The sequence below is a fragment of the Aeromonas sp. R7-5 genome (genome assembly GCF_040908015.1).
Classification (GTDB): domain Bacteria; phylum Pseudomonadota; class Gammaproteobacteria; order Enterobacterales; family Aeromonadaceae; genus Aeromonas; species Aeromonas caviae.
On record NZ_JBFOCZ010000029.1, the window covers coordinates 43,915 to 57,468 of the forward strand.

General features: G+C 63.1%; 15 protein-coding genes. 10 read left to right on the plus strand and 5 right to left on the minus strand.

All coding sequences use genetic code 11. From position 1 onward, the window contains the following. Positions 1-68: 68 nt before the first annotated feature. The 3 genes from AB5Y53_RS12785 to AB5Y53_RS12795 form a co-directional block, all read right to left on the minus strand. Positions 69-461 (minus strand): DoxX family protein, encoded by a 393-nt coding sequence (locus AB5Y53_RS12785; protein WP_010675909.1) that lies wholly within the window; start codon positions 459-461, stop codon positions 69-71. 83 nt (positions 462-544) lie between these two features. After that, the gene (locus tag AB5Y53_RS12790) at positions 545-1,231 is read right to left on the minus strand and encodes a pirin family protein (RefSeq protein ID WP_010675910.1); all 687 of its coding nucleotides are present in this window, start codon (positions 1,229-1,231) and stop codon (positions 545-547) included. 30 nt (positions 1,232-1,261) lie between these two features. Continuing rightward, positions 1,262-1,594: a hypothetical protein gene (locus AB5Y53_RS12795; RefSeq protein WP_128272493.1), complete on the minus strand. Its 333-nt coding sequence runs from the start codon at positions 1,592-1,594 to the stop codon at positions 1,262-1,264. 257 nt (positions 1,595-1,851) lie between these two features. Here AB5Y53_RS12795 and AB5Y53_RS12800 point away from each other — a divergent pair, with 257 nt between their 5' ends. Both AB5Y53_RS12800 and AB5Y53_RS12805 read left to right on the plus strand, forming a co-directional pair. Continuing rightward, entirely contained in the window at positions 1,852-2,766 is a 915-nt protein-coding gene (locus tag AB5Y53_RS12800) for a LysR family transcriptional regulator (RefSeq protein WP_010675912.1), read from the plus strand. Between the two features lie 443 nt (positions 2,767-3,209). Further along, positions 3,210-3,974, plus strand: a complete 765-nt coding sequence (locus AB5Y53_RS12805) for a helix-turn-helix transcriptional regulator (RefSeq protein ID WP_010675913.1) — start codon at positions 3,210-3,212, stop codon at positions 3,972-3,974. A gap of 48 nt (positions 3,975-4,022) precedes the next feature. Here AB5Y53_RS12805 and AB5Y53_RS12810 read toward each other — a convergent pair whose 3' ends face one another. Continuing rightward, complete coding sequence (locus tag AB5Y53_RS12810; protein ID WP_368182216.1) at positions 4,023-4,835, minus strand: UTRA domain-containing protein; 813 nt, start codon at positions 4,833-4,835, stop codon at positions 4,023-4,025. 183 nt (positions 4,836-5,018) lie between these two features. Between AB5Y53_RS12810 and AB5Y53_RS12815 the strand changes: the two genes are divergently transcribed. From AB5Y53_RS12815 to AB5Y53_RS12840, 6 genes are all read left to right on the plus strand, one after another. Beyond that, positions 5,019-6,065 carry an ABC transporter substrate-binding protein gene (locus AB5Y53_RS12815; protein WP_010675915.1) on the plus strand — a complete coding sequence of 349 codons (1,047 nt, stop codon included), beginning with the start codon at positions 5,019-5,021 and terminating at the stop codon, positions 6,063-6,065. A gap of 10 nt (positions 6,066-6,075) precedes the next feature. Beyond that, a complete protein-coding gene (locus tag AB5Y53_RS12820) occupies positions 6,076-6,909 on the plus strand; it encodes an alkaline phosphatase family protein (protein WP_368182217.1) in 834 nt (277 codons plus the stop codon). After that, positions 6,909-7,805, plus strand: a complete 897-nt coding sequence (locus tag AB5Y53_RS12825; protein WP_368182219.1) for an ABC transporter permease — start codon at positions 6,909-6,911, stop codon at positions 7,803-7,805. The genes AB5Y53_RS12820 and AB5Y53_RS12825 overlap by 1 nt, the downstream gene beginning before the upstream one ends. Beyond that, positions 7,798-8,574, plus strand: coding sequence for an ABC transporter permease (locus tag AB5Y53_RS12830; RefSeq protein WP_368182220.1), 777 nt, complete (start codon positions 7,798-7,800; stop codon positions 8,572-8,574). Before AB5Y53_RS12825 ends, AB5Y53_RS12830 begins: the two co-directional genes overlap by 8 nt. A gap of 6 nt (positions 8,575-8,580) precedes the next feature. Further along, complete coding sequence (locus AB5Y53_RS12835) at positions 8,581-9,588, plus strand: ABC transporter ATP-binding protein (protein ID WP_368182221.1); 1,008 nt, start codon at positions 8,581-8,583, stop codon at positions 9,586-9,588. Between the two features lie 65 nt (positions 9,589-9,653). After that, complete coding sequence (locus tag AB5Y53_RS12840; protein WP_104452156.1) at positions 9,654-10,313, plus strand: HAD family phosphatase; 660 nt, start codon at positions 9,654-9,656, stop codon at positions 10,311-10,313. 23 nt (positions 10,314-10,336) lie between these two features. On the opposite strand, the gene AB5Y53_RS12845 is transcribed toward AB5Y53_RS12840, so the two are convergent. Continuing rightward, a complete protein-coding gene (locus AB5Y53_RS12845) occupies positions 10,337-11,941 on the minus strand; it encodes a diguanylate cyclase (protein ID WP_279982064.1) in 1,605 nt (534 codons plus the stop codon). A gap of 110 nt (positions 11,942-12,051) precedes the next feature. On the opposite strand from AB5Y53_RS12845, the gene AB5Y53_RS12850 reads away from it, so the two are divergent. Further along, positions 12,052-12,492 carry a DUF2214 family protein gene (locus AB5Y53_RS12850; protein ID WP_039040139.1) on the plus strand — a complete coding sequence of 147 codons (441 nt, stop codon included), beginning with the start codon at positions 12,052-12,054 and terminating at the stop codon, positions 12,490-12,492. Positions 12,493-12,601: 109 nt separating this feature from the next. Further along, positions 12,602-13,501, plus strand: a complete 900-nt coding sequence (locus AB5Y53_RS12855; RefSeq protein ID WP_041214059.1) for a DMT family transporter — start codon at positions 12,602-12,604, stop codon at positions 13,499-13,501. Positions 13,502-13,554: the final 53 nt, after the last annotated feature.

The following is a 13,554-nucleotide window of genomic DNA, read 5'->3' on the forward strand; positions in this document are numbered from 1 at the left end:
AGCGGGCACAAAAAAGCCGGTGCAGGGCACCGGCCAAAAGGCGTTGGAAAACTTGAAACGTCAGGGTATTACCAGTGCTTGCCGAGGCGGGCATCCAGGCTGAAAGCCCCTGCACCGGCCGCCGCCAGGGCCAGGAAACCACCGGCCACGGAGACGTTCTTCATGAACATCAGCATCTGCATCTGCTCGGCAGGCTGATAGTGGAAGATGAAGGCGGCCATCAGGGTGAAACCGGCCAGCAGCACGGAGAGGCTGCGGGTAAACAGGCCCAGCATGATGGCAAGACCGCCACCCAGCTCCAGCAGGATCACCAGGGGCAGCATGAACCCGGGCACGCCCATGGCTTCCATGTAACCCTGGGTACCGGCGTAACCGCCGATCTTGCCCCAGCCAGCCATCACGAACATCAGCGCCAGCAGTACACGACCCACCAGCAGTGCCACATCTTTCATCTTGTCCATCGTCATATTCCTTTGCTTACCATCATGGTATTTACAGTGTAAAAGCTAATTGTTAACTCATTCATTTCGCCAAGATTTTTCTATCAAGGCAGGTCAAACAGCAGGGCTTCACTCCCCCTGGAGGCGGTGAGCACCCAGCTCGACTCGTCGCGGCTGAGCAGCCCGTCGCCGGGTCGGGCAGCCAGACCGTTGCCGGTCAGCTCCCCTGAAATCATGTGCAGGTAACCATGACGCCCTTGCAATGCCCACTCCAGGGTCTCCCCTTCGGCAAGCTGCAGCCGCCATACGCGGGCCTGCTGGCGGATCCTGAAGGATCCCGCCTCGCCGTCCGGTGACGCCACCAGCGTCATCCCGGGCTTGTTTTCAATCTTCTTCTGCTGATAACCCGGGGTCGTGCCGTGTTCATTCGGCTCGATCCAGATTTGCAGCAGGGAGAGCGGCTCGGTCTGCGAGGGGTTGTACTCGCTGTGCCGGATGCCGGACCCTGCGCTCATCAGCTGGAAATCCCCCGCCGGGATCTGCTCGGCGTGGCCGAGGCTGTCCTTGTGCTCTATGGTGCCTTGCAGCACGCAGGTGAGGATCTCCATGTTGGCGTGAGGGTGGGTCGCGAAACCGCCACCCGGCGCCACCCGATCCTGATTGATGACCCGCAGGGCAGAGTGTCCCATCCATTCCGGGTCATAGTAGTGACCGAAGGAGAAGCTGTGACGGGCATCCAGCCAGCCAAAGTTGGCCTTGCCCCGTGCTTCTGCGGCTCTCAATTTCATCATGGTGTGCTCCTCACTGACCAAGTTGGTTCATTAACGCTGGCGACCGTCACCCAGACCGAAGGGGATGCGGTAGCTGCTGCTTTCGTTGCCCAGGCTCACCGTCAGCTTGCCCTGGGTACGGCTCGGGATGGCAACCTGCTGGGTGCCGATCAGGTTGGCGTGGACGGAAGCCAGCAGATCACCGGACTCGTCGCGCACCTCCAGCATGGGGTTGGCCTTGCCGTCCATCGCAGCGGTGGCGCTCCAGTTGACGAACAGCACGCCCGGGGCGGCATTGAAGTCAGCGGGAACGGAAGCCTGGGCGGCACCTGCGGTCATCAGGCCTGCAACGGCCAGCATCTTGATTGCGTTTTTCATGTTCATTCACTCTCTTGGGTTTTATGTCATTGCCAAGGCCCCTTGGGCCCGAATCAATGCATCCATGCAAGAGATCATTCAAATACTATGTTGTTCTTTTGCTGACATCAGACATCGTGTTTGGGGATGTCTCAGCCCGGAACTACCTTTTATTTGGCTGCCAGGCGTTCCTGCCTAAGCGTTGATTGAATATTAAAGTGACTTCCCCTAAGTTGTTAGCGAGATAATCTGGTAAACACATTCAAAAAAATTGAAGGTTGGATATGGCCAAGGAATCGAACAAGGAGCGGGCGCTGACCCTGGAGGCGATCCGGGTGCTGGACGCCATCGACCGCCGTGGCAGCTTCGCGGCAGCGGCCGACGAGCTGGGCAAGGTGCCTTCGGCGCTGAGCTACACGGTACAAAAGCTGGAAGACGAGCTGGACGCCATGCTGTTCGACCGCAGCGGCCACAGGACCAAATTCACCCCGGCGGGCCGCATGCTGCTGGAGCGGGGCCGGGTGCTGCTGGAGGCGGCCGAGCACCTGGTGGGGGAGACCCGGGCCCTCTCCCGTGGCTGGGAGACCGACATCACCATCGCCGTCGATGCCTTGATGCCGGTACAGGCTCTCTACCCCCTGGTGGATCGGCTGGCCGAACAGACCGATACCCGGCTGAGGTTTCGCGCCGAGGTGCTGGCGGGCAGTTGGGAGTGCCTGGAGGATGGCCGCGCCGACCTGCTCATCTCCTCTCTCAATGCCGATATCGCCATGACCGGCATCAAGCACCAGGTGCTCAGGGAGGAGGTGATGCTCTACGTCGCCCACCCCGATCACCCCCTGCATCAGGAACCCGAGCCCCTGGCGGACGAGACCCTGCGCCGCTATCGCGCCATCGCGGTAGCCGACACGGCACTGCGCAAGCCGGTGCTCACCTACCGCCTGCTCGACAAGCAGCCGCGCCTGACCGTCAGCACCATGGGGGAGAAGCGGGACGCCCTGCTGGCGGGGCTCGGCATCGGCACCATGCCGCAACGCTGGATTGAAGAGGACATCAAGGCAGGCAGACTCAAGGTGATCAGTCCCGAATATCGCCACCAGATCCAGGTCGTGCTGGCCTGGCGGCGAGACACCATGGGCAAGGCCAAGAGCTGGCTGGTGCGGGAGATCCCCAAGCTGTTTGCCGGTCAGGGGGAATAAAGGACTGCCTTCCGGGGTCGGTGGCGCAGGAAGTACCAAAACTGCGCCCCATTCTTGACGACGGGCTCAGATTCGGAGAAAAGAAAAAAAGCGGACCTCTTGCGAGTTCCGCTCAATGCCAGGAAAGAATAAAACCTTGCGGTTAAAAAAACCCTTAAATTGGAAGCAAACAATCGTTTTCTCAACCAGGAAGGTATTGAATCCGATTCGTGTTGAATTATGTGCGATGTAATATGCATCACCAGCAAAATGTTGAAAGGTTGAAGGATATGCACCACCGAGTGTCACTTTCTGCCACCTTGCACCACAACTGGTCAGGCCATTTCCGCCATTATCACCGGGTTACCCTCCTCTGGTTTTTCTAGGTGTCAAAATTTGAGCCCGATACAGACAAACCACTCAATTTCTGACACGACTAAAAATGCAGATAAAGGAATAGTTGCATGACCTACAGCCAGACACTGGCCAATCACATCCTCGACACCCTGAAGAAAACCCTGACCGACAAGGGGATCCGCTATCAGACCCTGGCAGAAGCCATGGGGGTTTCCATCGCCACCGTGAAGCGCATGATGAACAAGCCCTCCCTGCCGTTCGACACCCTGCTGGAGATCTGCCATCTGGTGGGACTCTCCTTCGAAGAGCTGCTGGACCGGACCCAGGATGCCCAGAGCCGCCGGGCCGTCTTCACCCAGGAGCAGGACGAGGCATTCCACAAGGAGCCCGGCCTCTACGCCTTTCTCGCCAACATCTTCTGGCGCGACAAGACCCTTATCGATCTCAAGCGGGAGTACGGCCTGACCGATGCCTCCTGCTACCTCTATCTGCGCAAGCTGGAGAAGCTCGGCATCCTGCAGCTTGGCATCGACAACAGCTACCACTTCCTCATCAGCGAGCGCATCAGCTTCGAGCAGCACAGCCGTTTCGCCCGCCAGCAGGCGCGCCAGGCCATGTCGGTGCTGGGGGACTATCTGGTGGAGAACATGCACAGGCCCAACAACTACATGGCGCTGTGCCAGCTCCATCTGGGGGAGAGCGAGGCCATGGCGCTGATCGATCGCATGAAGGAGTACTGGCATCAGGAGCTCAAGCTCAACCGCCCCGCCATCGGCCAGCGGGAGGGCAGCAAGACCTACACCATGTCGCTGCAACTGGCGGACTGCGGCTACCAGAGCTTCGACGATCTGATCCCCAACATCGACAACTGATCCCGGTGGATCCTGCGGGATCCGCCATGTCAGGTCGCCAGAACGCCGCTACTCTGCCAGTTGCACCTGCCGCGCGCCGGTGGCGAGCGGTTGCAGTGCCCGGGTATCCAGGCAGATGCGGATGGCGTCCGGTCGCCAGTGCTCGATGTCGCAATCCACCAGCTTTCCCTCCTCGTCATGATTGACCCGCACCAACCGCAGCACGGCACTCCCCTGGGCCAGGTTGAGAGCGCGGGCTATCTCTCCCCGTGCCGCCGACGGGGTGATCTCAAGGCTCGCCCAGCCCTGGCCTATGCCATAGCGCTGTCGGTAAAGCTCGGTGAGGGAGCTGGCCAGGGGAGCGCTGGCGATGCCGGGGAAGCGGCTCGCCAGCAGGTGATGGCTGACGTGGAGCACAGGGCGACCGTCGATCAGCCGCTGGCGGTGGATCTCGTAGAGCGGCGTAAAGGGTTCCAGACCCATCCAGCGGCACAACTCGCTGCTGGCAAGCTGGTTGCCATGGGCCAGCACCCGGGTCTCGGCGGTGCGCTGCTGTTCGCCAATCCACTGGTGAAAGTGGGTGTGGATGGCGGGATCGTAGGTGAGGCGAGGCGGCGCCACGAACCAGCCGCGCCGCTCGGCCCGGTAGATGAGGCCGTCCGCCTCGAGGCAGGAGAGTGCCTCCTTGATGGTGATGCGGGTGGTGGCGAAGCGCTCGCTCAGCGCCCGTTCGGCAGGCAGCTGCTGCCCCGCCGCCAGGTGTCCGCTGCCGATATAGCGGCTCAGGGTCCGGCAAATCTGTTCGCACTTGGAGGGTGTGCGGCCATCGGCCATCCCCTGTTCACTCAATCGCTCTGTCACTGTCACATCCCTGTCGGTCATTCGGGTTTGCACACCACTGGAGTAGACCAGAGGTTGTCGACCCCGAGTTGTAACCGCCCCTGATGACAGCGCCATGACAGGGCGATTGTCACGAAACTGCCATCAAAGCGCCCCGCCACCGTCATATTTCCCCTCTAGCATCCCTCTCGAACCTTAACTGACCTAGTCCAGAGGGATGGGATGATGAAAAGCGTGATCGCAAGTGCACTGGCCCTGGTGGCCATCAGTCAACCGCTGTTTGCCGCCGAGAACATCGCGGATCTCGAAAAAGCCGCCCGCGGTGAAGGCCAGCTCCAGAGCGTCGGCATGCCGGACAGCTGGGCCAACTGGAAGGATACCTGGCAGCAGCTCGGCAGCATCTACGGCATCAAGCATCAGGATACCGACATGAGCTCCGCCCAGGAGATCGCCAAGTTCGCCGCCGAGAAGGCCAATGCCACCGCCGACATCGGCGACGTGGGCGGCGCCTTCGGCCCGGTGGCGGTCAAGCAGGGGGTCACCCAGCCCTACAAGCCCTCCACCTGGGCCGACATTCCGAACTGGGCCAAGGATGCGGACGGCCACTGGATGCTGGCCTATACCGGCACCATCGCCTTCCTGATCAACAAGGATCTGGTCAAGGCCGCCCCCACCAGCTGGCAATCCCTGCTGGGTGGCGACTACAAGGTGACCCTGGGTGACGTGGGCGTCGCCTCCCAGGCCAACAACGGCGTGCTGGCGGCGGCCTATGCCACCGGCGGCAGCGAGAAGAATCTGAAACCCGCCCTGGATCTGTTCGGCAAGCTGGCCAAGCAGGGCCGTCTGTCGCTGAACGACCCGACCATCGCCAACATCGAGAAAGGCGAAGTGGAAGTGGGGGTGCTGTGGGACTTCAACGCCCTCAACTACCGCGACCAGATCGACCCCAAGAAGTTTGATGTGGTGATCCCGAGCGACGGCTCCGTCATCGCCGGCTACACCACCATCATCAACAAGTGGGCCAAGAACCCCAACGCCGCCAAGTTGGCGCGGGAATACATCCTCTCCGATGCCGGCCAGATCAACCTGGCCCGTGGCTACGCCCGCCCCATTCGCAGCAACGTGACCCTGCCGGATGACGTCAAGGCCAAGCTGCTGCCGGCCGAGCAGTACGCCAATGCCAAGCCGGTGCAGGATCACGCCGCCTGGGAGCAGAGCTCCAAGGCCCTGCCGCGCCAGTGGCAGGAAACCGTCATGATCAACATGCAGTAAGGAGCGGCCAGTGCAACACAAGGTGATAGTGGTACTTGTGGATGGCCTGGCAGCAGAGGTAGCCCATTGCATGGGCTACCTCTGTGGCATGGTGGAGGCAGAGCGCGGCCTGCATACGACCCTGAGTGCCGCCCTGCCCTCCCTCTCCCGCCCTCTCTACGAGTGCATCCTGACCGGCGTGCCGCCGGTGGCGAGCGGCATCACCCACAACGGGGTGACGCGCCTGAGCCAACACGACTCCATCTTCCATCTGGCCCGGGCCGCGGGCAAACGCACCGCAGCGGCGGCCTACCACTGGGTGAGCGAGCTCTACAACCAGAGCCCCTGGCTGGTGGCCCGCGATCGCTTCACTCACGATGAGCAACTGCCCATCCAGCACGGCTGCTTCTACTGGGATGACGGCTACCCCGACAGCCACCTGCTGATGGACGGCGAGTGGCTGCGCAGCCAGTACGACCCCGATTTTCTGCTGATCCACCCCATGGGGGTGGACGATGCGGGCCACCAGTTCGGCCTCGATTCCCGCCAGTACCGCAATCAGGCTCGCCGCATGGACAGCCTCTTGGCCGACCTGCTGCCCCAGTGGTTGGCAGAGGGGTATCAGGTGGTGATCACCTCGGATCACGGCATGAACAACGATCTCAGCCATGGCGGCACCCTGGCCGAGGAGCGCACCGTGCCACTCTGGCTCTTTGGCGACGCCTTCGTCGAACGCTGGCCGGATGGTGCCGTGATCCACCAGACCCAGCTCTGCGCCCTGATGGCGGATCTGATGGGGGTTCCCCACGACAAGCCGGCAGCCCCCCCGCTGCTCAAGGCGGCCTTTATGCGCGAGGTGCACTGATGATGCCTGCCACCACCGAGATCCTCGCGGATCAACAGGTGAAGCCACGCCGGGTGCGCCGCCACTGGCTGCCGGCCCTGGTGCTGCTGCCCTTTGTCCTCTTGATGATCCTGTTCCAGCTCGCCCCCATGATGTGGGTGCTGGTGGGCAGCGTCCAGACAACCGATGGCTGGGGTCTCGACCACTACCGGGAGATTTTGAGCTCCCCCTTCTATCTGCAATCCTTCGGCAACTCGCTGCGCATCGCCGGCATCGCCAGCCTGGCGGGGCTCGCCATCGGCACCCTCGGGGCGGCGGCGCTGCGCCACAGCGGCGAGCGGGTCAAGCGGGTGCTGCTGGCTTTCGTCACCATGACGGGCAACTTCAGCGGCGTGCCGCTGGCGTTCGCCTTCATCATCGTGCTCGGCATCAATGGCGCGGTGACCCTGTTGCTCAAATCCTGGGGCCTCATCGATGGCTTCAACCTCTATTCGGGCAGCGGCCTTATCCTGATTTACACCTACTTCCAGATCCCGCTCGCGTTGCTGCTGCTCTACCCGGCGTTCGACGCCCTGGAGGATGAGTGGCCCCAGGCCGCCGCCCTGCTTGGCGCCAGCAAGGGGCAGTATGTGTGGCACGTGGCGCTGCCGGTGCTCACCCCTGCCCTGCTCGGCACCCTGATCATCCTGTTTGCCAACGCAGTGGGGGCCTATGCCTCTGCCTACGCTCTCACCACCGGCAACTTCAACCTGGTGACCATCCGGGTAGCCAGTCTGGTCTCCGGCGACATCTTCCTCGAGCCGAATCTCGCGGCGGCGCTGGCGGTGATCCTGATGGTACTGCTGGGGGTGGTGACAGCCGCCAACCAGTGGCTGCTGAAAAAGAGCTATGTGAACAAGGGGCAATCCCATGCATGATTTGACGCCGCGCTGGCCCAGATGGGTGCTGGGGGCGCTGGTCGCCACCCTGCTGCTGCCGCTGCTGGCTACCTTTCTCTACTCCATCTCCACCCGCTGGGGGGCGACCCTGCTGCCGGACGGCTTCACCCTCGACTGGTATCTCAAACTCTGGGGTGACCCGCGCTTTCTGGCGGCCTTTGGCCGCAGCCTCCTGGTCTGTTTCGCCACCCTGCTGCTGGGGACCCTGGTACTGGTGCCCACCGTGCTGATGGTGGCCTACTACTTCCCCAGGCTGGATCCCTGGATGAACCTCTTGATCCTGCTCCCCTTCGCGGTGCCACCCGTGGTCTCCTCGGTGGGCTTGCTGCAGATCTACGCCGACGGCGTCCTGCCCATTATCGGCACGCCGTGGATCCTGATCGGCACCTGGTTCACCGTGGTGCTCCCCTTTATGTACCGGGCGCTGGCCAACAGCCTGCAAGGGGTGCCGCTGAAAGATCTGATGGATGCCGCCCACCTGCTGGGGGCGAGCAGCGCCCGCGCCTTCCTGCTGGTGGTGATCCCCTGCCTTCGCAAGGGGCTGCTGGCGGCGCTGTTTCTGTCGCTCTCCTTCCTGCTCGGCGAGTTCGTGTTTGCCAACATGCTGGTGGGCACCCGTTACGAGACCCTGCAGGTCTACCTCTACAACATGCGTGCCACCTCGGGCCACTTCACCAGCGCCCTGGTGATGAGCTACTTCCTGCTGACCCTGCTGCTCACCTGGGCAGCTAACAGATTTCATCGGTGAATCAACATGTTCCATCTAGAAGTGAATCAACTGCACAAATCCTACGGCGACACCAAGGTGTTCGAGGGAATTGAATTCGGCATTCGCAAGGGGGAGCTGGTGACCCTGCTCGGCCCCTCCGGCTGCGGCAAATCCACCCTGCTGCGGGCGCTGGCCGGGCTCACCCCGGTGGATGGCGGTCAGGTGCGGGTGGCCGGTGAGGACATCACCTGGCAGGCACCCCAGAAGCGGGGCATCGGCATGGTGTTCCAGAGCTATGCGCTGTTTCCCAACATGACGGTGTGGGACAACGTCGCCTTCGGCCTCAAGATGAAGCCCCAGCCGGGGCGGGATCTCGCCGCCAGCGTACAGGAGGCGCTAGAGCTGGTGGAGCTGACCGGCTTCGAGCGCCGCTATCCGGGCGAACTCTCCGGCGGCCAGCGCCAGCGAGTGGCCCTGGCCCGGGCGCTGGTGGTGCAACCGCGGATCCTGCTGCTGGATGAGCCGCTCTCGGCGCTGGATGCCCGCATCCGCCGCAGCCTGCGCCAGCAGATCCGCGAGATCCAGCAGCGCCTCGAGCTCACCACCATCTTCGTGACCCACGATCAGGAGGAGGCGCTGACCCTGTCGGACAGGATCTTCCTGATGAACAAGGGCTCCATCGTCCAGAGCGGCACGCCGGAGCAGATCTACACCCGCCCCGCCAGCGAGTTCGTGGCGGGCTTTATCGGCAACTACAACCTGCTGGGTGGCGAGCAGGCCAAATCCCTGTTCGGCCCGCGCTTTCGCGGCAAGCTGGCGCTGCGGCCGGAGTCCATCACCCTGCTGCCCGCCGGGGCGGTCAGCCACGAGCCCAGCCTGCCCGGCATCGTTCGCCAGCAGCAGCTGCTCGGCAACGTCATCCGCTATCAGGTGGAGTGCGAGGCAGGGCTGTTGACGGTGGATAACCTCAACCGCCGTGCCGGCGATCTGCTGGCGGTGGGCAGCGCCGTGACCCTGGTGGTGGCCCGGGATCAACTCTGTGAGGTAGCATAACGCCATGAATCCCATTCATTTTTCAGCCAGTTCCCCGATGCTGGCAGCCAACCCGAGGAGCAGCCATGGCCCTGGCACTGTTTGATCTGGACGAGACCCTGATAGCGGGGGATTCCGCCAGCCTCTGGCTGGAGTACATGGTGGCCCAGGAGCTGGCCCCGGCGGGCATGGTGGCCGAGGAGCAGGCCATGATGTCCCTCTACCATCAGGGCAAGATGGACATGCACCAGTACATGGCCTTCACCCTGCAACCGCTGGCAGGCAGGACGCGCCAGTGGCTCGACTCCCTCTGCACCCGCTTTGCCGAACAGGTGCTGCGGGAGCGCCTCTACCCCGAGGGGCTGGCCCGCATCGAGTGGCACCGCCAGCGTGGCGACGAGCTGGTGCTCATCTCCGCCTCCGGCGAGCATCTAGTGGCCCCCATGGCGCAGATGCTGGGGATGGATCACTGCGTGGCCATCCTGCTCGACGAGGAAGCCGGCATGCTGACCGGCCAGACCCGCGGCACCCTGAGTTTTCGCGAAGGCAAGGTGGCCCGCATCAACCAGCTCTTTGCCGGAAAGGAACACCTCTGGCAGGGGAGCTTTGGCTACAGCGATTCCCACAACGATCTGCCCATGCTGCAGGCGGTGAGCCATCCCCATGCGGTCAATCCGGCCCCCGCCCTGCGCCAGTGCGCCGAGGAGCTGGGCTGGCCCCTCTGGACCTGGCAGTTGCACCCTTGATCCGCGCAATGAAGAAGAGGCCCTCAGGCCTCTTCTTTGCTCAACATGCCATCCCCTGAGGGCGAGTCGTCCCGGGGAGCCAGGGGATCCACCATGTAGATGCGATTCTTGCCGTCACCCTTGGCGCGATAGACCTCGGCATCGACCATGGTCAGCAGGCTCCTGGCCCCAAGCCCGGGGGCACTCGCCACCAGGCCGCCGCTGAAGGTGATCCCAAGACCGGGTTCACGCCAGTGCAGGGAGGCCACCCCAATCCTGTACTGCTCCAGCAGCATCTGGCAGAAGTGGATATCGGGATTGGCGAACAGCACCACCAGCTCTTCCCCGCCATAGCGGCATACCCAGCCATGATCCCCCAGCAGCTTGGCGCCAAAGCTGGCCACCCGCTTGAGCACCACATCCCCGGTCTGGTGACCATAGGTGTCATTGATCCGCTTGAAACCGTCCAGATCGATCATGGCCAGGCAGAAGCGGTCCTGATCGAGCAGCAGCCGATTCAACCGCTCGTCGAAGAAGCGCCGGTTGTAAAGGCCGGTCAGCTTGTCGAGGTTCGCCTGCTGGCGCACCTCGTGATAATCCTTGCTCACCTCCGCCAGCTCGGCATAGACGTGCCTGAGCTCCCGCATCCCTCCCTGGTGCACCTCGTCAGGCTGGGTCCGGCTGGCCCGGATCACGGTGGCGATCTCGTCCAGCATCCGCCTGAAATAACGGGACCAGATCAGTGCCAGCACCATGTAGAGCACGCTGGCCAGCACGATGATCCCGAGCACGTTGAGGGAGGCGCTCGCCACCACCGCCTGGATGCTGGAGGCCGGCAACACGCTGATCAGCACCCAGTTGTGGTCAGGCAGGCGGCTGTAGGCCACGAACTGGCGAGACGCCTGATCCAGGAAGATGCCGTCCTCCCCGCTGAAGCGGGAGAGCCAGGTCGGGTGGGTCATGGGCTTGAGCAGTTGTGAGGGATCGGGGTGGGCCAGCACCTTGCCCGACTGGTTGACGATCATCTGGTAGCCGCTGTTCCACTGCCGGTTCAGCTGGGCGGAGAAGGGGGCCAGGATGGCATCCACCGCGAAGACCCCCCGCACCTTGCCCTCCTTGTCGGTGATGGCCCGCGCCAGGGCGATCACCAGCGTGCCGTTGGTGTAGTCGTAGTAGGGTTCGGTCCAGACCATCTTGCCCACATGCTGGCTGGCCAGCTGATACCAGGGGCGCACCCTGGGATCGAAGTCCGCATCCGCCTGCCATTCGGGGTAGATCAGCATCTGGCGCTCGGCGGTGCCCACATAGATGTAGATGAGATCCGCCATCACCCCCTTGTAGAGGCGCCACTCCCTGAGATAGGAGTCGGTGTTGCGCAGACGGGGGCCGCTGATGTCCTCCACCTTGACCTGGTCGTAGATGAGGGAGAACTGACGCTCCATCTCGTTCAGGTAGGGCTCGATGAAGACGTGGCGCAACTGGTGATTGGTGGCGAGCAGGCGCTGTTGCAGCTCTCGCTGCAGGCTGCGCTCCATGTGCAGGTAGTAGATGGCGCCCAGCATCAGGACGGGAATGAAGAGCAGAAGCAGGCCCAGGCGCATCCGTGCCACCAGGGACCAGGTCTTTTTGGAGACTGCTCGCTTATCCAACCCTGACTCCATGCTATCCCCTGACATCGTGTAGTGTCAGAATATCAGCCCCACCTGATGGCGTCCAAAGGGAAGCGCATCATGTGGCCAACGAGAAGGAACTGGCCTGGATGTTGAAACCGGAACTGCTGACTGCCCTCCATTACTGCGCCGTGATCACCCTGACCGGTGCCATCACCTCGGAGTATTTCCTGTTCCGGCGCGGCATGTCCATCGAGCAGGTGCGCAAGCTGCTGCTGGCTGACAGCCTGGCCGCCCTGGCCCTGCTGCTCATCTTCATCACGGGCGTGCTGCTGGTGGTCGCCCATCCCCAGCCACCGGCCATCCTGCTTGCCAATCCGGGTTACCGCACCAAGCTGCTGATGTTCTTCGCCATGGCCATCAGCTTTGGCTACCCCAGCCGGCTGTTCCACCACTGGCGCCGATCCTTGCGCCAGGGACGGGCTCCCCTTGTCTCCACCCAGCAGCAGTTCTGGGTGATCTGGATCCTTAGGGGCAACCTGCTGCTGCTCGCCCTGCTGCCCCTGCTCGCCAAGCTGGCCAGCCGCTGATCCTGCCCTCGCCCGGCAACAAATGGCTGACGACAAACGCCCCTTCTCGCAGGTATCGTAATGGCGGGGCCCGAGTGCCGCCGAGACTCTTTCTCAGGGATGATTCCGTATGCGTTCAAACATGATGTTATTGATGGCCGCCGCCATCTGGGGGCTGGGCTTCGTCGCCCAGCGTCTGGGGATGGATCACATGGGGCCCTTCACCTTCAACGGCCTGCGCTTCCTGCTGGGCGCCCTCTCCCTGCTGCCGCTCTTGTGGTGGCTCAAGTCACGCCAGCCGCCCCAGCCTGCCGGTGATCACCGCCTGCTGCTGACCGGGGGCCTCATCGCCGGCACCGTGCTCTTCTCCGCCGCCTCCCTGCAACAGGTGGGGCTGCTCTACACCACGGCCGCCAAGGCGGGCTTCATCACCGGCCTCTACATCATCCTGGTCCCCGTCATCGGCCTGGCCCTGCGCCACAAGACCGGGGCCAACACCTGGGTAGGCGCCCTCATCGCCATGGCCGGGCTCTACTACCTCAGCGTCACCGAGGAGTTCACCATCGGCTACGGCGATCTGCTGCAAGTGATCGGGGCCCTGTTCTGGGCCGTGCATCTGCTGGTGCTGGATCACTACTCGAACCGGGTCGCCCCCATTCGCCTTGCCGGGGTGCAGTTCGTGGTGTGCGGCCTGCTCAGCCTGGCCACGGCCTTCGTCATCGAGACCCCGACGGCGAGTGGTGCCGTGGCGGGCTGGCAGGCGCTGCTCTACGCCGGTCTGGTCTCGGTCGGCATCGGCTATACCCTGCAGGTGGTGGGGCAGCGCGGTGCCCATCCGGCCCACGCCGCCATCATCCTCAGCCTGGAGACGGTGTTCGCCGCCATCGGCGGTGTCCTGCTGCTGGGGGAACATCTGGACGAACGGGCTGTGGTCGGCTGCGCCCTGATGCTGGCGGGGATGCTCATCTCCCAGATCCGCCTGCGCTGGTGGTGGAAGTCCCGCCGAAACAAGGTGCCCAGCCAGTCCTGATATCTGCTGTAATCATTGGTCCCAAATAAAACGAGGCGCCCTTGGGCGCCTCG